Source organism: Actibacterium sp. 188UL27-1, from assembly GCF_016901225.1.
Lineage (GTDB): Bacteria > Pseudomonadota > Alphaproteobacteria > Rhodobacterales > Rhodobacteraceae > 188UL27-1.
In genome coordinates this window covers 377,882-400,383 of record NZ_JAFEUL010000002.1, presented here as the reverse complement: position 1 = coordinate 400,383, position 22,502 = coordinate 377,882, and the positions used below count along the sequence as shown (strand labels likewise).

Here is a 22,502-nt window from a genome sequence, read left to right as displayed (position 1 = left end):
GAAGGCTTGGACCAAGTCTGGCTTGCCAGATGGGCTAACGCAACAGAGCCCTTGAAGGCTAGGGTTCGATAATTTGCGGCAATCGGCCAGCCGGTGGGGTATTGCGGCTGCGCTGGCTGGTGATCTTGCCATCGATGATCGTCATGCCCACACCGGGCAGGTTGCCCAGTTCCACCGATTCCAGGATCGTTTTACCCGGCGCGTGCTGGGCCTGATCCATCAGAACAAAATCCGCGCAATACCCGACATCGATCAGGCCGGTATCCAACTCCCGCTGGCGCGCCGTATTGCCGGTGCCAAAGCAAAAAGCGATCTCGGCCGGTACGTGCCCCAGGCTCGACAGCATCGCGACCATCCGCAAGATCCCCAAGGGCTGCACACCCGACCCGGCTGGACCATCCGTGCCCAGGATCACCTGGTCCAACTTGCCCAATTCGCGCGCTGTGTTCACCGTCAGCAAGGCCGCACGCTCGTTCCCGTTATGAACGATCTCCAACCCCTTGACGCAGTTCTCACACAGGCAGATGATCTGATCATCGGGCAGCGCGGAATGCCCGCCATTGATATGGCCAACCACATCCGTCCCCGTCTCCAACACCATATCGGCGTCGATCAGACCCGAGCCCGGGATCGATGGCCCGCCGGTGTGGATGGTGCTTTGAATGCCGTATTTCCGGGCCCAACCAACCATTTGTTGGGCGGTCTTGCCGTCCTTGACCGTGCCCAGCCCGACCTCTCCCAGCAGGGTAACACCCGCCTCGGCCAGGTCCTTGAAATCCTGCTCCTCCATCCCGTGTTCAATCACCGGCGCGCCCGCATGAACCTTGACGCCCGAGGGGCGGAAGTTTTCGTACCAACGCTGCGCCGCGATCGCCATCGCCTTGAGGCCCACGATATCCTTTGGGCGGCCCGGCATATGCACTTCACCCGCCGAAATCAACGTCGTCACCCCGCCATTCAGCGTGCTGTCGATCCAGTGCAACTGCTGCTGGCGCGGCGTGTAATCCCCCACAACCGGGTGAATGTGACTGTCGATCAGACCGGGAGCGAGCGTCACGCCATGGGCATCAACCACCGTGGTCGCGCCTTCCGTGTCTAGATCGCGTTCCTTGCCAAAGGCCGCGATCTTGCCATCGACCGCAATCAGACAATCCGCGTCCAAAATCGGCGCCTCGATCTTGCCCGACAGCATCAGGCCAATATTGCGGATCACCAGTTTGGCGGACGGTTCTGACATGGGGCACCTCGTTTTCTTGTTTGCACGCTAACAGATCCGCGCCGTCAATCAAGAAACCCGCATTTACCGTTTGACAGAGCGGGGCTTGGTGATTTCTTATTTGTGTGCATATGAATTTCTTGCGCCACGGGGCCATTTGATGACCTATCACCGACCAACCTGCTTGGATGACGCCGTGGCCCTGCTGCAATGCGCACCGGTTGAGGTGATCGCCGGAGGCACGGATTGGTATCCCGCACGCGGGGACCGCCCGGTGACAAGCGACATTCTGGACATCACCCGGGTGGACGGGTTGCGCGGCATCCGGGCCGCGCCGGATGGCTGGTGGATCGGTGCTGCCACAACCTGGACCGATATCCTGCGCGCGCCCCTGCCCCCGGATTTCGACGCGTTGAAGGCTGCCGCATGCGAGGTCGGATCGATCCAGATCCAGAATGCGGGAACGGTCGCCGGGAACCTGTGCAATGCCTCCCCCGCCGCTGATGGTGTCCCGCCTTTGCTGGTGCTGGAGGCAGAGGTCGAACTGGCATCCGCCACGGGACAGCGGCGATTGCCGTTGGCCGCCTTCCTGACCGGCGTGCGACAGACCGCGCTGCAGCCGGGGGAGATGATGGCGGGGCTATGGATCCGGAAACCGGCCCCCGGACGCGCCGCCTTTGTCAAGTTGGGCGCGCGGCGATATCTCGTGATCTCCATCGCGATGGTCGCGGTCTGGCTGCGCCTGGACGGCAGCCTGATTGCCGAGATACGGATTGCCGTCGGGGCCTGTTCCCCCACATCCGTGCGGCTGACGGCCCTTGAAGCCGCATTGACCGGATGCCGTGTGGCAGACTGCGCCACACGGTTCCATGCGGATCACTTCGTACCACTGGCGCCCATCACCGATATGCGGGCCGACGCACCCTATCGAGCCGATGCGGTGCAGGCCTTGATCGCCCGTGCAATCACGGAGGCCGCACTATGATGGACAAAAACAGCCGCCTGTCGCTGACGGCCTTTACCCTGAACGGCCAAATGGTTGAAGTGGATGCCCCGCCCGGCGAACGGTTGTCCCACAGCCTACGGGAGCGATTGGGCGCCCGGGATGTCAAGATCGGCTGCAACGCCGGGGATTGCGGGGCCTGCACGGTTCTGGTCGATGGCGCACCGCTTTGCGCCTGTCTGATGGCGACGCAACAAGCCATGGGGAAGGTGGTTGAAACGGTATCGGGATTGGCCGCGGATGACCCCGATGCAAAGGCCCTGGCAGACAGCTTTCAGGCCCATCAAGCGGCCCAATGCGGGATTTGTACGCCGGGCATGATGGTGTCGGCCGTGGCCTTGCTGCGGGATAGCCCTCAGCCCGATGCCACCCAGGTTGCCGATGCGCTCAGTGGGGTTCTGTGCCGCTGTACCGGCTACCGCAAGATCATCGATGCGGTCGTCGCGGCCCACATTCCTGGCTTAGAGGCCCCGGCAGATGGATCCGTCGGCAGCCCCATCCCCCGCATCGACGGCGCGGCCAAGATCGCGGGGGCGGAGCGGTTTGGCGATGACATCGCCCCGCCCGATGCGCTGGTCTTGCGGGTCATTCGCGCCCCCCACGACCATGCCGATTTCACCTTTGGCGATCTGTCGGGCTTTGCCAGGAGCCACGGTTTGGCCACTATCTTGACGGCGCAGGACGTGCCCGGGCGCAACCGGTTCGGCGTGATCCCGGGCTTTGAGGATCAGCCCGTCTTTGCCGAAGGCCGCGCCCGGTTCCGGGGGGAGGCTGTCGCGGCGCTGATCGGCCCGGCAGAGGCTGTGACTGCGTTGGATATGACCGTGCTGCCGATCACCTGGGCCGCGCTTCCTGCCGCGATGACCTGCGATGCGGCAATGGCGGCCCTGCCACTCCATCCGGACCGGGGCGAGACAAATGAGATGTGTCGGGGATTCGTCCAATGCGGCCATGCCGAAAGCGCGCTGGCCGAGGCGGATGTTGTCGCAAAAGGCCTGTTCGAGACCGGATTTGTCGAACACGCCTATATCGAACCCGAGGCCGGTTTTGCCGAAGTCCACGACAGGCAAGTCGTGGTCCATGCCTGCACCCAAGCCCCCGGAATGGACCGGGAAGCATTGGCCGCTATTCTAGCCCAGCCTTTGGACCAGATCCGCATAGTGCCTACCGCGGTGGGCGGCGGGTTCGGGTCAAAGTTGGATCTGTCGGTGCAGCCTTTCCTGGCACTTGCCGCGCTTAAAACCAGGCGGGCGGTGCGGATAGCCTATGGCCGGGTCGAATCCATGCAATCCTCGACCAAACGTCATCCGGCGCGGATGCAGGTAAAAATTGGCGCGCGTAAAGATGGGCGGTTGTCGGGGATGGCGTTCGACGGGGATTTCAACACCGGCGCCTATGCCTCCTGGGGACCAACTGTGTCGAACCGGGTGCCGATCCACGCTTCCGGCCCCTACCGCATCAGCGATTACCGGGCCAAGGCACGCGGGATCTACACCAACGGCCCGCCTGCCGGGGCATTTCGGGGCTTTGGCGTGCCCCAGGCCGCCATCGCACAGGAAAGCCTGTTTGACGACCTGGCCGCCCAGCTGGGGATGGACCCCTTGGAATTCCGGATCCTCAATGCGTTGGACAACGACACACCGACCGTCACAGGCCAAGTTTTTGAAGGGGGTGTCGGGATCAAGGTCTGCCTGGAAGCGCTGCGCCCGGCCTGGCAAGCAGCCCATGCGGAAAGCGGCAGGACCGGTGATCCTGCGATCCGCCGGGGCGTCGGTGTTGCAGCGGGCTGGTATGGCTGTGGCAACACCTCCCTCCCCAACCCCTCAACCATCAAGGCGGGCATCCGGCCCGACGGGACAATCGTGCTGCATCAAGGGGCCATGGATATCGGCCAGGGGGCCAATACGGTCATCGCCCAGATCTTTGCCCAGGCGATGGGGGTCACGATGGCAGATCTGACGCTGATCGGCGGCGATACACAGGTGACACCGGATGCGGGCAAAACCTCGGCCTCCCGCCAGACCTTCGTGTCAGGCAACGCGGCGAAACTTTCCGGCGAAACTTTACGCGCGCAACTTTTGGCGCTGGTAAATGCCGGACCGGAGGCGCAGATCGTGGTGAGTGATGGCCAGATCTCGATCACCGATGGCGGACAGATGCACATGCCGGACCTGCGCGCGCTGCCGGTCGATGGGGAGGGCTACAGCCTTGCCGCCAGCGAGACCTACGATCCCCCCACCCTGCCCCTGGACGAAAACGGCCAAGGCAGCCCCTATGCCCAGTTTGGCTATGCTGCGCATCTGGCTGTGGTCGATGTCGATACGCGCCTTGGGACTGTGACGCCGGTGCGACTGGTGGCGGCCCATGATGTGGGTCGGGCCATCAACCCGCTGCTGGTCGAGGGGCAGGTCCATGGCGGTGTGGCCCAGGGTCTGGGCATGGCGCTGATGGAGGAATATATCCCGGGACGGACCGAAAACTTGCATGACTACCTGATCCCCACCATCGGGGATGTGCCGCCTATTGAGACGCTGATCATCGAAGAGCCCGACCCCCATGGCCCGTTTGGCGCGAAGGGGCTGGGGGAACATGCCCTGATCCCGACGGCCCCTGCCATCCTGAATGCGATCAGTCGAGCCACTGGGGTGCGGATCCGGCAGGTCCCGGCTACCCCCGCGCGGGTCCGCGCGGCATTGAAGGAGGCCGGATATGCCTGACGACCAGGCCGCCAAAGCCGAGAAGATCCGCTGCGATGCTTGCCCCGTGATGTGCTACATCGCGGATGGCAAATCCGGCGCCTGTGACCGCTATGCCAACCATGGCGGCGATTTGGTGCGGCTGGACCCGCTGACGGTGATCCAATCGGGCGCGCAGGCCGTTGCGTTTCTGGACCATGACCCGGCGGATTGGGACGGCGATCTGATCCAGGGGAACCGGACGTTTGTGACCGCCGTGGGCGCGGGCACGACCTATCCCGACTACAAACCGGCGCCGTTCATCGTGAGCCAGCAGATCGAAGACGTGGATATGGTCACGGTCGTGACCGAAGGCATCTTTAGCTATTGCGGCGTGAAGGTGAAGATCGACACGGACCGCTTTATCGGCCATGAGCGCGCCGTCGTCCGCGCGGGCGATGAGCCGGTGGGCCATGTGATGACCAGCGAATATGGCTCAAAAATGCTGTCGCTGGGCGGGGTGGAGCATCTGACCGGCGGGACCAAGGCAGAGGGCCGGGTCACCTGCGATGCGCTGCTGCGGCTATGCAATCGGGAGGCCGTGGAGCTGACCATTGATGATGGCGCAACGGTGGTCGTTCAGGCCGGACAGGCGCCCATCATCGACGGACAGCCCGAACGGCTGATGCGAGTTGGGTGCGGCTCTGCCGCCATCGGGATGTTCGCCAAACAGTGGCAGCCCCATGTGGATGAGGTCGTCGTCGTCGACGATCACATCACCGGCGTTTTGACCGAACACGAGGCGGGCAAGGGGCTGGATATGCGCCCCTCTGGCATCCGTGTGAACGGGCGGCGGTCGACGCCGGGCCGCTATTTCCAGGTGGCCGAACCGGGCACCGGCTGGGGCGGCACCGATGTGGAGGATCCGCTGAGCATCCTGAAATCCGCCGATCCCAAGAAGGCCTGGCCGGGTTTGCGGCTGCTGATGATCTCCACCACCGGTGAGCAATGGGCCTATTTCGTGTTGGATGCGGATCTGGTGCCGCAACCGGCAGAGACGCCCCCTGCCCTGCGCGCCACCGCGGACCGCGTGGCCGAAAACTGCGAGCCATCGATGTGTTCGGTCCTGTTCATGGGTGGTGCGGGGGGCAGCCTGCGCGCGGGCGTGACCGAGAACCCGGTACGTCTGACCCGGTCGGTGAAGGAGGCACTGACCTATGTTTCCTGCGGCGGGGCGGAGGCCTATGTCTGGCCCGGCGGCGGAATCACCGTGATGGTCGATGTGATGGACATGCCGACGGATGCCTTTGGCTACGTGCCGACCCCGGCCTTGGTGGCACCCATCGAATTCACCTTGCGGCGGGAAGACTACGCGGCGCTTGGCGGGCATCTGGACCATGTGCAGCCAGTGGACAGCGTCGTCTTACCCGGAACGCGCAGAGTTGCCGCCAAGGCTGGCCAACCCAACCCCCATGCCCGCGAAAACTATCGCTGGCCGGGGCGCACCTGATGGCCGGGCCGGTGGCGGCATTGCTGGAAGGCGGCGCGCGCCTGCACCTGCAGCACGGGCCGATTGACCTGATCATTGGGGCCGACGGCGAACGAGGGCGCGCCTTGCGCGCCGCCGCTGCGCGATTTGGGAGGGTTCTGGACGAATTGGTGCCTGAGCTTTCGCGCCTCCGCTCGGCAGATCCAACGCCTGTACAAGGCGAAATCGCTCGGTTGATGCAGCGGGCGGTGACACCGCACCAGGGTTTTGTCACACCGATGGCCGCCGTTGCCGGGGCCGTGGCCGACACCGTGTTGGCGGCTATGGTCAACGCGGCAGCGCTGAGCCGCGCCTATGTCAATAATGGTGGCGACATCGCGTTGCACCTGACGGGAGAAGCGAGCTTTTCCGTCGCGATGGCGGGACTGGCGGGCCAAGATCTGGGGCGCGTCAGTATCGACGCCACTGATCCCGTGCGCGGGATTGCCACCAGCGGGCGCGGCGGACGCAGCCTATCGATGGGGATCGCCGATAGTGTCACCGTCCTGGCCCCCACCGCCGCCATGGCCGATGTGGCGGCAACGCTGATCGGCAATGCCGTCGATTTGCCGGAGCATCCCGGGATTGCGCGTCAACCTGCCTGCGATCTGCAGCCCGACAGCGATTTGGGCCAACGCCTGGTCGTGACCAGTGTGCCGCAACTGACCACCCCCGCGGCGCTGACCGCATTGAGCCGGGGGGCTGCCCTGGCTGAGGACATGCGTAAAGCCGGTTTGATCACGGGGGCGGCCTTGTTTCTGCAAGGGCAATCGGTAACCCGTGGCGCCGTAGAGACCCAATTGATTACAGCGCGAAAGACCCTGGAAGATGCCTGAGTTGAAGATCCGCAAGATCGCCACCGCCTTGGAAGAGATCCACCACGAAGGCGGGCCACCCGCCGCAGTACCGCTGCGCCGCGCCGCGGCCCTAGCGGTGATCCATAACCCCTATGCCGGCGCTTATGTAGAGGAGATCCAGCCGTTTATGGAAGACCTCAAACCGCTGGGGCTGGACATGGCGAACCGGTTGGTTGCGATGCTGGGCGGTGATCCCACCGTGGTCGAGGGCTATGGCAAAGGGGCCATCGTCGGCACCAGCGGAGAGAATGAGCATGCCGCGCTGTGGCACGCGCCCGGCGGCTATGCCATGCGGGAGGTCCTGGGCGGGGCGAAGGCTATTGTGCCGTCGACCAAAAAGGTCGGTGGCCCGGGCACGCGGCTGGATGTGCCGGTGACCCACATCAACGCCTCCTACGTGCGCAGCCATTTCGACGCCATTGAGGTTGGTCTGAACGACGCACCCAAGGCTGATGAGATGGCAGTGGTGCTGGTCATGACAACCGGAGCGCGAATCCATAACCGGGCCGGTGGGTTGGATGCCGCAAATATTACCGGTGAGGATGGGTTGAGATGAGCGCAAAGATCAGAAAACTCACTGTTTGGGTTGAGGAAACGCATAGCGAAATGGGCTGCGATATCGCCCCGCCGACGCGCAAAGCGGTGGCGGCCGCCGTCATCGAAAACCCCTTTGCCGGACGCTATGCCGACGACCTGTCAGAGCTAATGGAGATCGGCGCCGAATTGGGCGGCCTGCTGGGGGGGAAATGCGTGGACGCGTTGGGCATCGAACCGGTCGCTACTGAGAGCTATGGCAAGGCCGCAATGGTGGGCGAAAACGGGGAGTTAGAGCATGCTGCGGCGATATTGCACCCCAAGCTCGGCGCCCCGCTACGGCAAGCGGTCGAGAAGGGCGCGGCCCTCGTCCCGTCCTCCAAGAAAATGGGGGGGCCTGGGCAGGCGTTGGACGTGCCATTGGGCCATAAGGATGCCGCCTATGTGCGCAGCCATTTCGACGGAATTGAGGTCCGCCTGAACGATGCTCCGCGTGCCAACGAGATCCTGATCGCCGTTGCCGTGACCGATAGCGGAAGACCCTTGCCACGCGTGGGCGGCTTGGCCCACCATGAGGCCGAGGGGAAAGACGGGCTGCGATAAGCAGCGCAGCACCTCCCCCAAATCGCGACCGTTAACAATCTGTTAACTATTTCGCGGGACGGTGATTGGGAGGGTTCGGTAACAATTACATGCACCAGCAACGATGAGCCGCCGGCCGTGGTCGCGCGGATCTAGCACGGGAGTTTTTATGAGTATTCTGCGACGCGCCCTTTCAGGCGCCACCCTTATAGCATTTGGCGGATGGGCGTGCGTTGGCATCACGCAATCCACGGCCTTGGTTACCCTGCAATCCGCGGGCGGCGACATTACTCTGACCGGGCAGCTGGTCTCCGCCATTGACGAAAAATTCACCATTGCCACACCGGACCTTGGCAACATTCGCGTGCAGGCCAAGGATTTCATCTGTCTTGGTCCTGCCTGCCCGTCAGATACCGATCAATTTGCCATCAATGATATGGCCCGGACGGCCCCAAAGTTGTTGACCGGTCTGTTGGAAGGATATGCATCGGCGATTGGCGTCGATTATAATAAAGTGACCACTGACCGTGAGGTGGCGGTTCACCTTGTCAATCCCGATGGCACGGTCCGAACGCGTGTGAACTTGACCTCCGGCGGCAATGGTCTGGACCCAGGGGTTGAAACATCCGCCGCGATCGGTCTGGCCGCTTGGCGCATTCACCCGGCCCCGTCCGCTTGGTGAATGCAATGGTAGAACCGAACCCTAGAGTTTATCCAGCAGCTTGAGCAATCGGTCGACGTCGCGCTGGGTCAGCGATGCCAGGGTCTGGCGCGACACATCTGCGGCGATTTCAATCGCCCGATCCGCAAAGGTTTGCCCCGCCTCAGTCAAGGAAATCTCCAGCCGCCGCAAATCGGTTTCGGACGCCGCGCTGCGGACAAAACCCTTGCGGCGCAGGCGGTCCACCACGCCCTTTGTGGTTGCGGCATCCATGCCGACCAGACGGCCCAAACGGTTCTGCGAAAGCGGGCCCACCTCCACCAGTTTTGCCAGGATCGCAAACTGCGTCGGGGTCACGTCGGGCATCAGCCGGTTAAAGATCTCTAGGTGTTTCTGGTTGGCCAGCCGTAGCTTAAACCCGATCTGATCGGCGAGGCGATAGGGCTGTTCGGGCTCGTCGATCTCGCCGACGCCGCTATCTTCGGGATCTGTCCCAATCATTGTGCACCTTGCTGGCAAACCGGGCTGGTGCGCCACCATCCGGATCATTTTTTGTTTGACAACAAACAATACTCTGTTGCCGTATTAACGTGCAATACAGGCTGACGGCAATGGCCAAGGTCTAGTGTCACAGGGGGAAGACAATGCCTTTTGTCAAAAACGCATGGTATGTCGCCGGATGGTCGACCGCGTTTGGCGAGGCGTTGACGCCGGTCACGATCACCGGCGAGGCTTTGGTGATGTTCCGCGCGTCGGACGGCCGGGTTGTCGCATTGGAGGATCGCTGCCCCCACCGCCTGCTGCCCTTGTCCAAGGGCAAGCGGATCGGCGACACGATCCAATGCGGCTATCACGGCATGACATTTGATGGGTCGGGGAAATGTGTGCGTGTGCCGGGCCAGCAGAACCTGCCTGCCTCTGCCTATGTCACGGCCTTCCCTGTGGAGGAGCGGCATGGCATTGTCTGGATCTGGATGGGCGATCCTGAGGGAGCAAACCCTGACGATGTGTTCGACCTGCCGGAATTCAGCGACCCGGGCTGGCATGCCCATCACGGCGATGCGTTGCACCTGCATGCGCATTACCTGAATGTGGCCGAAAACCTAATGGACCCGGCCCATGTGAGCTTTGTCCACCCGACCACGCTGGGCAATGCCGCCAGTGAGAATGTGCCCGTCCATGTCAGCACCAGCGGCGCGACGATCACGGCCTGGCGCTGGATCCGCGATAGCGCCCCCATCGGTTTTTTTAAAAAGTTCGGCGGTTTCACCGGCAATGTGGACCGCTGGCATTACTACCATCTGCACCTGCCCAGCATCGCGGTGATCGATTTTGGCAGTGCCGATACCACGCTTGCCCTACCCGAAGACGACCGGGATCAAGGTGTGCGCATCTTTGCCCTGCATTTCGTCACTCCGGTGACCGAGGATTACACGATTGACCACTGGATGCACCTGCGGAACCGGGCGCAAGGAGATGACGCCGCTTCGGCCCAGATGGACGCAATGTTCCGCATCGCGTTTGACGAGGACAAGGCGATCCTTGAGGCGATCCACCAGGCCGAACAACGCCCGCAACGGCGCAAGCCGATCCGCATCGCCATCGACAAGGGTCCAAATGTCTACCGCAAGCGGATCCGCGACCTGATCGAGGCGGAAACGACCGAGGATTTGGGCGCGCCCGTCGCGCCAAGTTTCGTGCAGGTTGACTAACCATGGCGCAGCGCGAACCATCGAGAGAAGGGTAACAGGGGGAATAGTGATGAGACGAAGGAATTTTCTACGCGGCCTGATCGCCGCCACCGCGGCTGGCCTGACGGTAACCGGCGCTTTGGCGCAGGACACAATCAAGATCGGTGAGATCAACCATTACAAACGCATGGCTGCTTTTGCAGGCCCCTATAAACAGGGGATCGAATTGGCGCTCGACGAGGTCAACGCGGCCGGTGGCGTGCTGGGCAAGCCGCTTGAATTCATATTCCGCGACGATCAAGGGGACCCGGGCGAAGCCGTAAAAATCGCTGAGGAATTGATGACCCGGGATGGTGCGGTCATGCTGACCGGCACGATCCTGTCGAATGTCGGCCTCGCGATCTCGTCCCTGGCAGCGGAAAAGAAATACGTCTATCTCGCGTCTGAGCCCCTGGCCGATGCCATCGTCTGGGCCAAGGGCAATCCCTACACGTTCCGCCTGCGCGCCTCCACCCATATGCAAGCCAGCATGCTGGCGGAGGAAGCTGCCAAGACAGACGCGAAGACCTTTGCCACCATCGCGCCGAACTACGCCTATGGCAAAGATGCCGTGGCCGCCTTTAAGGCTGCGCTTCTGAAACTGAAACCGGATGCGGAGTTCGTGGCCGAGCAATGGCCCGCACTTTTCAAGATTGATGCCGGTGCGGAGGTTCAGGCCATCGAACGCGCCAAGCCCGACGCCATCTACAACGTAACCTTTGGCACGGATCTGGCCAAATTCGTGCGCGAGGGCACAGATCGCGGCCTGTTCGATGGCCGCGTCGTCATGGGCCTACTGTCTGGGGAGCCGGAATATCTGGACCCCCTGCGCGACGAAGCACCCGAGGGTTGGATCGTCACCGGCTATCCCTGGTATGGTGTCGAGGACGACGCCAACAAAGCCTTTGTGGACGCCTACATGGCCACCTATAAGGACCATCCCCGCATTGGTTCGCTCGTGGGCTACATGACTGTCCAATCCATCGTTGCGGTCCTTGAAAAGGCAGGCTCGACCGAGACAGAGGCAATCCGCGAAGCTTTTGCCGATCTGCACGTCGACACGCCGGTGGGCCAGATTACCTTCCGCGCGGCAGACCACCAGGCCACGATGGGGGCTTTCGTCGGTAAGACAACCTTGCGGGACGGGCGCGGTGTCATGGTCGACTGGACCTACAAGGATGGCGCCGATTACCTGCCCTCCCCTGAGGAGGCCAAGGCCTTGCGCCCTGGCAATTGACCAAACGCGGCCTGCTTTGCGGGCCGCGCCACTGTAACTGGGAGCCTGCATATGGGTTTGGGCACGCGCCTTAACGATACGCTGATCGATTTCATCCGCGGCCAGCACATGTTTTTCGTGGCCACGGCGGGGCGCGACGGCAGGGTCAATGTCAGTCCCAAGGGACTGGACAGTCTTCAGGTTGTCGCCGCTGACCGGATCGTTTGGCTGAATGTCTCGGGCTCCGGCAACGAAACCGCAGCCCATGTGCGCGAAACCGGCCGGATGACCCTCATGTTCTGCGCGTTCGAAGGTGATGCTATGATTTTGCGGGCCTATGGAACCGCAACCGTGCTGCACCCCCATGATGAAGAGTGGGCCGAGGCGGCTGGGGCTTTCCCGAATTATGCGGGGGCGCGCAACGTCTTTGACCTGACGATTGAGGCGGTCCAAACCTCCTGCGGCACTGGCGTGCCCTTGATGGACTTCAAGGCCAGCCGCGCCGAAACAGAACTGCTGCCGTTTTTCGAAGATATGGGCGCGGATGGCGTCGCCGCTTATTGGGCCAAAAAGAACGCGAAATCGCTGGACGGCGCACCCACGGGTCTGATCCCCGATAAAGCCAAAGCGCCATGATCGCTCGCCACCAAGCCGCTAAGCCAAGCCCCCCCTGATGGCGTTTTTCATTGCGCAAATCCTCACGGGCCTCGCCAATGCCTCGGCCCTGTTCATGGTCGCGGCTGGTCTGTCGCTAATCTTTGGCGTGACCCGGATCGTGAATTTCGCCCATGGCTCCTTTTACATGCTGGGCGCCTATATCGGCTATTCATTGATGCAGATCCTGCCCGGCGCGGTCGGTTTTTGGGGCGCCATCCTGCTGGCCGGGGTCGCCGTTGGCCTGATCGGAGTCATCGTGGAGATCTGCGTTTTGCGCCCCGTCTACCGCGCGCCTGAGCTGTTCCAACTGGTGGCCACGTTCGGCGTGATCCTGGTGATCCAGGACCTGACACTGATGGTCTGGGGGCCGGAGGATGTGCTGGGCCCGCGCGCCCCCGGCCTGCGCGGCGTGATCCGCATCATGGGCGAGCCGGTCCCGAAATACGACCTTGCCCTGATCGCCATCACCCCCTTTGTTGCCTTGGCCCTGTGGTATCTGATCGCCCGCACGCGTATGGGCGTTCTGGTGCGCGCCGCCACGCAAGACCGTGAAATGGTTGGCGCCTTGGGCGTCAACCAGGCCTGGCTCTTCACGGGCGTTTTCTTCCTGGGCACCGCTTTGGCGGGCCTGGGTGGCGCGATCCAACTGCCTAAAGGTGGGGCCGATTTGCTGATGGATTTCAACATCTTGACCGCCATCTTTGTGGTGGTCGTGATCGGCGGCATGGGGTCCCTGCCCGGCGCTTATCTAGCCGCTGTCCTGATCTCGGTCCTCAACGTGTTTGGCGTAGCCTACTTGCCGCAAAGCACGCTGGTCCTGATGTTCGTGGTTATGGTCATCGTGCTGATGGTCCGGCCCTACGGCTTGTTTGGCCGCGAAGAAGTCGCCGGAGAACATGGCCAGATCGGCGAGCCCGAACGCCCGATCAAACCTGCGGGCCTGACGACCCGCCTGGTCGTCCTGGCGGGCCTGGCCGTGCTGGCATTCCTGCCGCTCTTTGGATCCAGCTTCGCCCAGGTCCTGGTAACCGATATCCTGATATTCTGCCTCTTTGCCGCGTCGCTACATTTCCTGCTGGGCATGGGCGGCCTCGTCTCCTTCGGTCATGCTGCTTATTTCGGCGGCGGCGCCTATGCCGCGGCGCTCCTGGTCACCTATGCGGGCACGCCAATGGAACTGGTTCTCTTGCTCGCCCCGATCGCGGCCGGGCTGGCGGCTGTCATCATTGGCTGGGTCTGTCTGCGACTGACCGGCGTCTATTTCGCCATGCTCACCCTCGCCTTCGCGCAACTCCTCTGGTCGCTGGTGTTTCAATGGGGGGAGGTCACGGGCGGGGACGATGGCATGGTCGACATCTGGCCATCCGACTGGGCCTCCGACACGACCGCCTTTTTCTACCTGACCCTCCTCCTCAGCGTCGGCGGCATCCTGATGCTGCGCCACACCGCGCATTCCCCTTTCGGCTACGCCTTGCGCGCCGCCCGGGATAGCGCCCGCCAGGCCGAGGCGACGGGCATCGACACCAAACGCATCCAATGGGTTGCCTTCGCCTTTGCCGGAGCCATGGCCGGTCTCGCAGGCGGGCTATTCGTCTTCTCCAAAGGCAGCGTCTTCCCAAACGAGCTTGAGATCGCCAAAAGCTTTGACGCCTTGATCGTTGTCTTCCTGGGCGGCGTCAAAACCCTAGCAGGCGGCGTGGTCGGCGGTGCGGCCTTGAAAGGGGCCGAAGACTACATCACCCGGTTCGAATATTGGCGTCTGGTCCTTGGCATCACCATCATCCTGGTCGTCATCATGGCCCCCGACGGTATCGTCGGATCCCTGCGCCGCGCGGGCGAACGCATCGGCCTGATCCGCGACCCCGAGGCGCGGTCATGAACCTCATGCCAGAGGCCCGGCAATGACGCCCGTTTTGGACGTCCGCAACCTGTCCCGTGCGTTCGGGGCCATCCAAGCCGTCGACAATGTCAGCTTTACCTTGGCCAAGGGCGAGCTTCTGGCCCTGATCGGCCCTAATGGCGCGGGCAAAAGCACCTGTTTCAACATGCTGATGGGGCAGTTGAAACCCAGCAGCGGGGCAGTCTTTTTGAACGGCGCGCCGCTGGCCGGGCTGGGCCCCCGCCGGATCTGGCGCAAGGGTGTGGGCCGCACCTTTCAGATCACCGCGACATATCCATCGATGACCGTGGTCGAGAATGTGCAGATGGCCCTGATCTCCTACCACAATCGCACCTATTCCGTGTTGCCCTATGCCCATCGCCTTTATCGCGATCAGGCGCTGAACCTGCTTGCCCTTGTCGGCATGGCGGACCAAGCCGACCGCCACAGCGCCGTCCTGGCCTACGGTGACCTCAAGCGCCTGGAACTGGCCACGGCTCTCGCCGGTGATCCGGGCGTGCTGCTGATGGACGAACCCACCGCCGGCATGGCCCCGCGCGAACGCATCGCGTTGATGCAACTCACCGCCGATATCGTGTCTGAACGGGGCGTGAGCGTCCTGTTTACCGAGCATGACATGGATGTCGTCTTTGCCCATGCCCATCGGATCATGGTCCTCAACCGCGGCCAGTTGATCGCCGATGGCAGTGTCGAGACGATCCGCAACGACGCAAGGGTGCAAGAGGTTTACCTTGGCGGCGGCACCGTCTTTGCCGATGCTTGACCTAAGCGGCGTTAACGCCTTCTACGGCAAGGCGCAGGTCCTGAACGACCTTAGCTTTTCAGTGGCCGCCGGTCAGGTCACCGCCCTGCTGGGCCGCAACGGCGCGGGCAAGACCACCACGATGAAGTCGATCATGCAGCTTGTGGTCGCGGCCCAGGGTCAGGTCCAGTTCGCGGGTCAGAACCTCGTCGGCAAACCGCCTCACCGCGTCGCAAAGCTGGGGCTGGGATACGTGCCAGAGGAACGCCGCATTTTCACCGATCTTACAGTGTTGGAGAACCTGGAAGTTGGCCGCCAACCGCCTCGCGATGGCGCCGTCACCTGGACCCAAGACATGCTTTTTGAGCTCTTCCCCAACCTGGCTGAGCGGCGCAGCAATCGCGGCCGCGAAATGTCAGGTGGTGAGCAGCAGATGCTCACCATCGCGCGCACACTGATGGGCAATCCGCGCTTCCTATTGCTGGACGAACCGTCCGAAGGCATCGCACCGGTTATCGTCGAACAAATGGTGCGTGTGATCAAACAACTCAAAACCGAAGGGCTGACGGTGCTGTTGTCCGAGCAAAATCTCCACTTCGCCCAAGCCGTCGCCGACACGGTGGTGATCATTGAAGGCGGCACCGAAAAATATGCAGGCACCCTCACCGATCTCGCACAACATCCTGAAATCCGGGACGCCTATCTCGCCGTGTGACAGGCCCCGACACTCCCGATTTCTTGTCAGCAAAAATATATCTGCCGAGGTATAAAACAAAGAAGGCCCCGCTGACCGAATGGATCAGCGGGGCCGATACTTCTTTACGTCAAAGGCTTACAACAGGCTCTGAACGTTAATGCCGAACGTGATTGCACCGATCAACTTGCCCGTGGCTGGGTCGCTGATAGGAAGCGACACCTGACTTTGGAAGAACTGCGTGCTGTCGTCAAACTCGACCTCGCTGATATGCATCTCACCGGAGCCGTTGCCGTAGGTCTGCTTCCACTTGGCTTCGTCGCCCTGCCAATAGTCGGAGGTCTCAACACTTTGCGCAACGTTCAGCCCACGATTGTCCATCACGAAGACCTCGGTAACGAAACCGGCAGTCGCAGTCTGCTGGCCGCGCAACCATTCAGAAGACGGATGTGACAGCAACCGCGTGATCAGCTCACCACCGCCAGACTTTGCCTCGGCCCGCCAATCCTGGTCCAACGCGTCGATCTGGTCCAGCGAAAGTGCCGCATGCTCCGCATTCTGCGCATTGATCGCGGCGATCAGTTCGGGGTTCGACAGCCACTTTGACAATTCGCGCTTTGCGTAATTCTGCAGCGGCACCCGGTAAACGTCTTCCTGACCGGGCGTCGACAGCATGTAAAGCGTCACGGCGTTGTTCATGTCCTTGAACAGCGCGTCACTGTCCTCGACGACAGCTGCGACAACCGTCGCGTCAGGTTGCGAACCATCCGACATGTAAGGGGCCACACGGTCCTTCCGCTCGGTCCATTCGTCATAGGATTGGGACAACTGACCGGCAACGGCATCGCTTGGCGGTGGTGCGATACCAACAGACGGCTCCCCATCACGGAGGGCGATCAGTGACCGATCAAAGCTGGCAACGGTCTCCGACAGGGAGGCTGACGTTCCAAAGCTTTCCTGACCCGAAGCGATACCGCAGACTTCCATCGCCATTTTCTGGCTGAACAGGCGCTGACGACCGGCAATACCGATCGACATGGCATCACCTTGCAGCAATTCGGCCGGGTTGGTGTAGCGGGCCGTCACCTCAGCCGCCAGATTCACTGTGGCCTCCAGCAATGCCTCATCGGTTGTTGCAATATTCGCAGCGGCTTCGGCCACGTTTTCCCCGGCGAGCAATTGGGCGCTGGCCGCCTCAACCGGTTCCCAGGCCGTCTCGACCTTATCAAGAGAATTCAGCACACGGCTGAAATCTTCGGCTGTGGGGATCCCCAAGGCCGGATCGCCATTGCGCAGGGCGTTCATGATATTGCTGAAGTCGCTACGGGCGGCGGTCAAATCGGCCTTGGCGGTTTCAACATCGTAGCCAGCGGCGATCCGGCAACTGCCCGATCCGATCCGCTGCGTGATGCTACCCAAAAGGCCGCTGACATTCACGCGGGCCTTACTTCCGTCAAAGACGGCATCTTGTTGCGCAACGCCCAGAGACGGAGAAACAGCGCCAACCATAAGGGCCAAGGTGGCCGACGCGATACGAGTTTTTAAAGGGAGCTTCGTGGTGATCTGAAACATCCGTGAACCCTTTCAATATGAGTGGGATGCAAAGGAGCAGCGACATTGCGGACGTTCGACCGTATGGCGCGCCGGGACCCCTTGCAATGGAAGAGATGGGATATCCAGGATATGAAACCTCCCGGATATCCATGCTGTTTTCACGGGCCTTAAGCCGGGTTACGCACCCAGATTTCCACGCGCCGGTTGATCGACTTACCCTGGGCCGTGGTGTTGCACGCCGCGGGCGCCAACTCACCAAACCCTTTCGAGACGAAAGACACATTCTCAAGCTCGCCCTGTGCCAGCGCAGAAATCTCCTGTGCAACACTTTCGGCGCGGCCATATGCCAGACGCTCGTTGGACTCGAACTCACCGTCACTATCGGTAAAGCCCACAACGGCGACCTCGGTATTGCCGGGCTGCGATTTGAGGAACGTGATCAAGCGATCCATGTCGCGCTGCGCCTTTGCATCCAAACGGCTGGAGCCAGATGCAAACCGGAACGTGCTCGACAGGCGATCCCATTCATCCAGATCCCCCACAAGGCGGGTCATCAGGCTGCGCTCATAGGGATCCGGGGTCTGTCCGATCTCGGCCGAGAGACGATCGCGCACGACTTCCTGTTGTTGACGCTCGACTGCCAGGTTGATGAAACCGGATTTGGCCACAACACCATCAGCACCTTCAGAGATCGCGAAATCCAGGAAATTGCGGGCGTCTTCGCTCAGATTGTCCTGACGGCTGTAGAGATACAGACGACGGTTCAACGGATATTCCTCGGTCTTGGCCGAGAACGCGTTTGGCAAAGTCTTGATACCGCAGCTATTGGCGACCGACAAAGGCTTGGCGCCCCGCTGGAAAGCATAACCGACATAGCCGATAGCGGTTTCATCGGCATTTACGGCCGCGGCCATTTCGGTATTGCCGGCCACAACGGTCAAACCTGCCGGGCTGTCGATGTTGATACTGCCAAAAACGCCAAGGTTGAACTCGGACCGCGTGCCGGAGCCTTCGCCGCGGGCATAGATCTTGATTGGGGCATCAAGGCCACCCAGTTCAGACCAATTGGTTATGCGACCGGCATAGATGCCAGAAAGCTGTTCCAGCGACACCGTATCAACCGGGTTCGACGGGTGCGTGATGATCACGATGCTGTCAACGGCGACCACACGTTCGCTGTTGATGCTGACCATGCTGCCTGCACCGGCATCGCGCAGGGCGCGAGCCTCTTCCCGAGTGATCCGGCGTGACGACATGCCAATTTCGGCAGATTGATCGGCAAGCGATTCAAAGCTGTTCGCGGCAGAGGTACTTTCGATCATGATCGAACCGATCTCATCGCCAAAGCCACCATCGGCAACCATTTCGGCAATGACCTGGCCATCGCCGTTACCAGTGATCAGCTGGGCTTCACCCCCCTGTTCGGCCGCATATCCGGTCACGATCAGCGGCAACAACTGGTCACCCAGTGTGTCAGAGCCCGCGATACGGAATGTGACGTCTGCATCCACCTCGTCAGCGGGGCAACCGGGGCCCGAACATTGAACGCGGCTTTCAGAGATACGAATGTCACCCAGTACTGTGCGAACGACATAAAGCCCATCCACAAAGTCGATCAGGTCACCTTCCACCTTCAGCGAGCCATCGCTGGACAGCAATGTCACAGCTTTGTCCTGGGCGTAAGTTGGCAGCGAAAAGCACATCAATGCTGCCAGGGAGCATGCGGCGGAATTCAGCAGCGTGCGTTTCATCTTCATTTTCTCATGTTCCTTCTCGGCTTGTCTGGGGGCAGAACAAAAAGATTTGTCACCAGCTACATACGAACACGCAGTTCTTTACCCGCACCTAACACAACTCCGGTCAAGATACTGAGACAATCAGGCGGAATTTTGATCAATTGTGGCGGCAGACGCTCAAATATAGGGTTAATTCTGAAGAACTTAGGCTGACTTTGCGTCAAACCACGCTGGGTTGCGTTGCAGGTTCGGAAACAATTCTAGGGTAAATTGTCAGCAAATATACTTGGTTAACGCGCGTTTTTACCCAATTCGACCCCGATCGGTTTCACGGCTGAAATGAGGCAGGCGGGAATGGTGCTGTCATCTCGTTTCAAGAATCTCGATCCGATTGCCAAACGGGTCCGCGACGTAAATTCGGCGAATGTCCGAAATGTCGACATCCTGACTCCAGGAATGACCCATTGAATCAAGATGCGCCTTGGCCGCATCCAGATTTTCAACCTCGATTCCGGGATGCGCCTTGCGCGCCGGAACAAAGGGCATCTCAACCCCCAGATGCAGGCGCAGGGGCCCTGCCCGAAACCAGACCCCGCCGCGACCTTGCAGGATCTCTGGCTTGGTTTCTTCATCAAATCCCAGAATGTCGGCATAAAAGGCACGCGCCTCATCCTCACGCCTCTCTGGCATAGCAAGCTGGACATGATGCAGGCCAACCACCTTCATCCCGCGACCGAGGCCTGGAGCAATGATTGCGCGTAGGGATGGCGGGCCTCCATCCGGCGCAGGGCCGCGACCTCCATTACCTCTACAATCTCGCCATCCTTCATCACGGCCAGTCGTTCGCACATGTGCCCGACAACCGGCAAATCGTGGGAGACCATCAGATAGGTGAGCCCCCGCTCCGCCCGAAGATCCGTCAGCAGGTTCAGGATCTCGGCCTGGACCGACACGTCCAGCGCTGAGGTGGGCTCATCCAGCAACAGCAGCCGCGGCTCCCCCGCCAACGCCCGCGCGATGGCAACCCGCTGCCGCTGCCCGCCGGACAATTGATGCGGATACCGAAACCGAAACCGCGGCCCCAGCCCCACATCATCCAACAGCTTGGCCACGCGCCGGTCGATCTCGCCCAACCCATGCAGATGTAGCGTCTCACTCAGCACTTGATCGACGGAATGGCGCGGGTGCAGTGACGCATAGGGATCCTGAAACACCATCTGCACCGACTTATAGAATGCTCGGTCGCGCCGCCGCCCGAGATCTGTGCCATCCACGGTGATCCGGCCCGACCAGTCCGGAGCTAAGCCGGTGATCGCCCGCAAGATCGTCGACTTGCCTGACCCGCTCTCCCCGACAAGACCGAAACTCTCCCCCTGCTCGACGGCAAGACTGGCGGCTTTCACAGCATCAACCCGGTCGCGGCCCTGGCCGAACCAGACGTTCAGATCCGTAATATCCAGCATCAGACCCGCCCCGACACGCTCGGCGCCTCAGCCCAAGCCGCATCGCGCTGCAACACTTCAAGGCGCGCGCGGGGCTGATCCAACCGCGGCAGCGAATTCAACAGTCCGCGCGTGTAGGGGTGTTGCGCCGCATGCAGCTTATCGGCATCGCAAACCTCAACGATCCGCCCTGCATACATGATCAATACCCGGTCACAGAATTCTGCCACCAGGTTCAGATCGTGACTGATGAAAATCAGGCCCATCCCACGATCTGTCACCAGCCGGTCCATGATATCCAGCACCTGCCGCTGGACCGACACATCCAGGGCCGAGGTCGGCTCATCCGCGATCAGGATCTGCGGGTTCGGGATCAGCATCATCGCGATCATGATCCGCTGGCCCATGCCCCCCGACATCTCGTGCGGATAGGCGCGCATCACGCGCTCCGGGTCGCGTATTGATACGGCCTCCAGCATCTCCACCGCCTTGGCGCGCGCCTCCGACCGGCTGGCCTTGGCGTGGAGCAAATAGGCCTCCATGATCTGCGCCCCGATGGTCATCACCGGGTTCAGCGAAAACTTTGGGTCCTGCATCACCATCGAGATCTGCTCGCCCCGCACCTGGCGCATCTGAATCTCTGTCAGGCGCATCAAATCGGTGCCCTCCAGCGCGATCCGATCCGCCTCAACAATGCCGGGCTTGCGGATCAACCGCAGAATCGCGCGACCAGTCATTGACTTGCCTGACCCGCTTTCGCCCACAATCCCCAACCGCTCCTTCTTCAGCGAGAACGAGACACCGCGCACCGCCTCAAACATTCCCTGCCGGGTCGGGAACTTCACCCACAGGTTTCCAACGTCCAGCAGGGTCATGTCTCGCTATCCTTAGGGTCCAACACATCGCGCAGCCCATCACCCAGCAGGTTGAATGCCAGCGACACCGTGAAAATCGCGAGCCCCGGCATCGTGGCCACCCACCAGTAGTCCAGGATGAACCGCCGCCCTTCGGAAATCATGGCCCCCCATTCCGGGCTGGGCGGTTGCGCCCCAAGGCCCAGGAACCCCAAACCGGCCGCCGCCAGGATGATCCCCGCCATATCCAGCGTCACCCGCACGATCAGGGACGAGATACAAAGCGGCCAGATATGCTTGGTGATGATTCGGATAGGCCCCGCCCCCTGCAACCGGATCGCGCTGATATAGTCCGACGACCTTATCGTCAGCGTTTCGGCCCGGGCAATCCGGGCATAGGGCGGCCAGGCCGTCAGTGAGATGGCCAGTACCGCATTCTCGATCCCCGCGCCCAAGGCAGCAACAAAGGCGAGGGCCAGGACCAGCCGCGGGAAGGCCAAAAAGATGTCCGTGATCCGCATCAGCACCAGATCGACCCAACCGCCGACATAGCCCGCGACGGTCCCAACCAGCAAGCCCGCTACCGGGGCGATCAGTGCTACGAGCGCCACGATGTATAATGTGATGCGGCTGCCATAGATCAGGCGGCTCAGGATATCGCGGCCCAGACTGTCAGTGCCCAGCAGATGCCCCTCCGTCCCCAAAGGTTGCAACCTGTTGCCCAGGTTCTGCGTCGTCCAATCATAAGGCGCCAGCAGCGGCGCAAAAAGCGCGATCAGCCCCAGTGCCACCAGAATACCCAGCCCGAACATCGCCATCGTGTTGCCGCGCAGCGTCAGCCACCCCTTGTAGAAACTCGCCATCTTCGCGTGGCGGCGCGAGGTTGGCGTATCTGTCAGCAGCCACTGGCGCAGGGTCATC

21 protein-coding genes are annotated in these 22,502 nt (G+C 61.6%); 13 read left to right on the top strand and 8 right to left on the bottom strand.

Annotation, left to right across the window (positions count from 1 at the left end):
- Positions 1 to 58 precede the first annotated feature (58 nt).
- Positions 59 to 1,237 carry an amidohydrolase family protein gene (locus tag IU397_RS05040; protein ID WP_204411366.1) on the bottom strand — a complete coding sequence of 393 codons (1,179 nt, stop codon included), beginning with the start codon at positions 1,235 to 1,237 and terminating at the stop codon, positions 59 to 61.
- 139 nt (positions 1,238 to 1,376) lie between these two features.
- Between IU397_RS05040 and IU397_RS05035 the strand changes: the two genes are divergently transcribed.
- From IU397_RS05035 to IU397_RS05005, 7 genes are all read left to right on the top strand, one after another.
- Positions 1,377 to 2,201 carry a xanthine dehydrogenase family protein subunit M gene (locus IU397_RS05035; RefSeq protein ID WP_204411364.1) on the top strand — a complete coding sequence of 275 codons (825 nt, stop codon included), beginning with the start codon at positions 1,377 to 1,379 and terminating at the stop codon, positions 2,199 to 2,201.
- Entirely contained in the window at positions 2,201 to 4,936 is a 2,736-nt protein-coding gene (locus IU397_RS05030) for a molybdopterin cofactor-binding domain-containing protein (RefSeq protein ID WP_204411490.1), read from the top strand. Before IU397_RS05035 ends, IU397_RS05030 begins: the two co-directional genes overlap by 1 nt.
- Positions 4,929 to 6,404 (top strand): 6-hydroxynicotinate reductase, encoded by a 1,476-nt coding sequence (locus IU397_RS05025; RefSeq protein ID WP_204411361.1) that lies wholly within the window; start codon positions 4,929 to 4,931, stop codon positions 6,402 to 6,404. Before IU397_RS05030 ends, IU397_RS05025 begins: the two co-directional genes overlap by 8 nt.
- The gene (locus tag IU397_RS05020; protein ID WP_204411359.1) at positions 6,404 to 7,258 is read left to right on the top strand and encodes a UPF0280 family protein; all 855 of its coding nucleotides are present in this window, start codon (positions 6,404 to 6,406) and stop codon (positions 7,256 to 7,258) included. The genes IU397_RS05025 and IU397_RS05020 overlap by 1 nt, the downstream gene beginning before the upstream one ends.
- Entirely contained in the window at positions 7,251 to 7,835 is a 585-nt protein-coding gene (locus IU397_RS05015; RefSeq protein ID WP_204411356.1) for an amino acid synthesis family protein, read from the top strand. The genes IU397_RS05020 and IU397_RS05015 overlap by 8 nt, the downstream gene beginning before the upstream one ends.
- A complete protein-coding gene (locus IU397_RS05010) occupies positions 7,832 to 8,416 on the top strand; it encodes an amino acid synthesis family protein (RefSeq protein WP_204411355.1) in 585 nt (194 codons plus the stop codon). Before IU397_RS05015 ends, IU397_RS05010 begins: the two co-directional genes overlap by 4 nt.
- Positions 8,417 to 8,564: 148 nt before the next feature.
- Positions 8,565 to 9,077 carry a hypothetical protein gene (locus IU397_RS05005; RefSeq protein WP_204411353.1) on the top strand — a complete coding sequence of 171 codons (513 nt, stop codon included), beginning with the start codon at positions 8,565 to 8,567 and terminating at the stop codon, positions 9,075 to 9,077.
- A 21-nt stretch (positions 9,078 to 9,098) separates the two neighbouring features.
- On the opposite strand, the gene IU397_RS05000 is transcribed toward IU397_RS05005, so the two are convergent.
- Entirely contained in the window at positions 9,099 to 9,557 is a 459-nt protein-coding gene (locus IU397_RS05000; protein WP_204411351.1) for a MarR family winged helix-turn-helix transcriptional regulator, read from the bottom strand.
- Positions 9,558 to 9,700: 143 nt separating this feature from the next.
- On the opposite strand from IU397_RS05000, the gene IU397_RS04995 reads away from it, so the two are divergent.
- Genes IU397_RS04995 through IU397_RS04970 form a run of 6 tightly spaced genes read left to right on the top strand, consistent with a single transcriptional unit; the run spans position 9,701 to position 16,016 of the window.
- Positions 9,701 to 10,768, top strand: coding sequence for an aromatic ring-hydroxylating dioxygenase subunit alpha (locus IU397_RS04995; protein ID WP_204411349.1), 1,068 nt, complete (start codon positions 9,701 to 9,703; stop codon positions 10,766 to 10,768).
- Positions 10,769 to 10,817: 49 nt separating this feature from the next.
- Positions 10,818 to 12,023: an ABC transporter substrate-binding protein gene (locus IU397_RS04990; protein ID WP_204411347.1), complete on the top strand. Its 1,206-nt coding sequence runs from the start codon at positions 10,818 to 10,820 to the stop codon at positions 12,021 to 12,023.
- 51 nt (positions 12,024 to 12,074) lie between these two features.
- Positions 12,075 to 12,638, top strand: a complete 564-nt coding sequence (locus IU397_RS04985; protein WP_204411345.1) for a pyridoxamine 5'-phosphate oxidase family protein — start codon at positions 12,075 to 12,077, stop codon at positions 12,636 to 12,638.
- 37 nt (positions 12,639 to 12,675) lie between these two features.
- Positions 12,676 to 14,538, top strand: a complete 1,863-nt coding sequence (locus IU397_RS04980; RefSeq protein WP_204411342.1) for an ABC transporter permease — start codon at positions 12,676 to 12,678, stop codon at positions 14,536 to 14,538.
- A gap of 22 nt (positions 14,539 to 14,560) precedes the next feature.
- Entirely contained in the window at positions 14,561 to 15,322 is a 762-nt protein-coding gene (locus tag IU397_RS04975; protein ID WP_204411341.1) for an ABC transporter ATP-binding protein, read from the top strand.
- A complete protein-coding gene (locus tag IU397_RS04970; RefSeq protein ID WP_204411339.1) occupies positions 15,315 to 16,016 on the top strand; it encodes an ABC transporter ATP-binding protein in 702 nt (233 codons plus the stop codon). Before IU397_RS04975 ends, IU397_RS04970 begins: the two co-directional genes overlap by 8 nt.
- A gap of 117 nt (positions 16,017 to 16,133) precedes the next feature.
- Here IU397_RS04970 and IU397_RS04965 read toward each other — a convergent pair whose 3' ends face one another.
- The 6 genes from IU397_RS04965 to IU397_RS04940 form a co-directional block, all read right to left on the bottom strand.
- On the bottom strand, positions 16,134 to 17,567 hold the full coding sequence (locus tag IU397_RS04965) for a type IV pili methyl-accepting chemotaxis transducer N-terminal domain-containing protein (RefSeq protein WP_204411337.1): 1,434 nt from the start codon (positions 17,565 to 17,567) through the stop codon (positions 16,134 to 16,136).
- 149 nt (positions 17,568 to 17,716) lie between these two features.
- Positions 17,717 to 19,306, bottom strand: a complete 1,590-nt coding sequence (locus IU397_RS04960; protein WP_204411334.1) for a phosphate ABC transporter substrate-binding/OmpA family protein — start codon at positions 19,304 to 19,306, stop codon at positions 17,717 to 17,719.
- A gap of 342 nt (positions 19,307 to 19,648) precedes the next feature.
- Positions 19,649 to 19,975, bottom strand: a complete 327-nt coding sequence (locus IU397_RS04955; protein ID WP_239479594.1) for a VOC family protein — start codon at positions 19,973 to 19,975, stop codon at positions 19,649 to 19,651.
- Between the two features lie 32 nt (positions 19,976 to 20,007).
- Complete coding sequence (locus IU397_RS04950) at positions 20,008 to 20,748, bottom strand: ABC transporter ATP-binding protein (RefSeq protein ID WP_204411330.1); 741 nt, start codon at positions 20,746 to 20,748, stop codon at positions 20,008 to 20,010.
- Positions 20,748 to 21,602 carry an ABC transporter ATP-binding protein gene (locus IU397_RS04945; protein WP_204411328.1) on the bottom strand — a complete coding sequence of 285 codons (855 nt, stop codon included), beginning with the start codon at positions 21,600 to 21,602 and terminating at the stop codon, positions 20,748 to 20,750. Before IU397_RS04945 ends, IU397_RS04950 begins: the two co-directional genes overlap by 1 nt.
- A complete protein-coding gene (locus IU397_RS04940) occupies positions 21,599 to 22,501 on the bottom strand; it encodes an ABC transporter permease (RefSeq protein ID WP_204411489.1) in 903 nt (300 codons plus the stop codon). Before IU397_RS04940 ends, IU397_RS04945 begins: the two co-directional genes overlap by 4 nt.
- Position 22,502: the final 1 nt, after the last annotated feature.

Coding starts and splice junctions, on each gene's coding strand:
- IU397_RS05040 (WP_204411366.1), bottom strand. CDS start 1,237: ATGTCAGAACCGTCCGCCAAACTGGTGATCCGCAATATTGGCCTGATG.
- IU397_RS05035 (WP_204411364.1), top strand. CDS start 1,377: ATGACCTATCACCGACCAACCTGCTTGGATGACGCCGTGGCCCTGCTG.
- IU397_RS05030 (WP_204411490.1), top strand. CDS start 2,201: ATGGACAAAAACAGCCGCCTGTCGCTGACGGCCTTTACCCTGAACGGC.
- IU397_RS05025 (WP_204411361.1), top strand. CDS start 4,929: ATGCCTGACGACCAGGCCGCCAAAGCCGAGAAGATCCGCTGCGATGCT.
- IU397_RS05020 (WP_204411359.1), top strand. CDS start 6,404: ATGGCCGGGCCGGTGGCGGCATTGCTGGAAGGCGGCGCGCGCCTGCAC.
- IU397_RS05015 (WP_204411356.1), top strand. CDS start 7,251: ATGCCTGAGTTGAAGATCCGCAAGATCGCCACCGCCTTGGAAGAGATC.
- IU397_RS05010 (WP_204411355.1), top strand. CDS start 7,832: ATGAGCGCAAAGATCAGAAAACTCACTGTTTGGGTTGAGGAAACGCAT.
- IU397_RS05005 (WP_204411353.1), top strand. CDS start 8,565: ATGAGTATTCTGCGACGCGCCCTTTCAGGCGCCACCCTTATAGCATTT.
- IU397_RS05000 (WP_204411351.1), bottom strand. CDS start 9,557: ATGATTGGGACAGATCCCGAAGATAGCGGCGTCGGCGAGATCGACGAG.
- IU397_RS04995 (WP_204411349.1), top strand. CDS start 9,701: ATGCCTTTTGTCAAAAACGCATGGTATGTCGCCGGATGGTCGACCGCG.
- IU397_RS04990 (WP_204411347.1), top strand. CDS start 10,818: ATGAGACGAAGGAATTTTCTACGCGGCCTGATCGCCGCCACCGCGGCT.
- IU397_RS04985 (WP_204411345.1), top strand. CDS start 12,075: ATGGGTTTGGGCACGCGCCTTAACGATACGCTGATCGATTTCATCCGC.
- IU397_RS04980 (WP_204411342.1), top strand. CDS start 12,676: ATGGCGTTTTTCATTGCGCAAATCCTCACGGGCCTCGCCAATGCCTCG.
- IU397_RS04975 (WP_204411341.1), top strand. CDS start 14,561: ATGACGCCCGTTTTGGACGTCCGCAACCTGTCCCGTGCGTTCGGGGCC.
- IU397_RS04970 (WP_204411339.1), top strand. CDS start 15,315: ATGCTTGACCTAAGCGGCGTTAACGCCTTCTACGGCAAGGCGCAGGTC.
- IU397_RS04965 (WP_204411337.1), bottom strand. CDS start 17,567: ATGTTTCAGATCACCACGAAGCTCCCTTTAAAAACTCGTATCGCGTCG.
- IU397_RS04960 (WP_204411334.1), bottom strand. CDS start 19,306: ATGAAGATGAAACGCACGCTGCTGAATTCCGCCGCATGCTCCCTGGCA.
- IU397_RS04955 (WP_239479594.1), bottom strand. CDS start 19,975: ATGCCAGAGAGGCGTGAGGATGAGGCGCGTGCCTTTTATGCCGACATT.
- IU397_RS04950 (WP_204411330.1), bottom strand. CDS start 20,748: ATGCTGGATATTACGGATCTGAACGTCTGGTTCGGCCAGGGCCGCGAC.
- IU397_RS04945 (WP_204411328.1), bottom strand. CDS start 21,602: ATGACCCTGCTGGACGTTGGAAACCTGTGGGTGAAGTTCCCGACCCGG.
- IU397_RS04940 (WP_204411489.1), bottom strand. CDS start 22,501: ATGACCCTGCGCCAGTGGCTGCTGACAGATACGCCAACCTCGCGCCGC.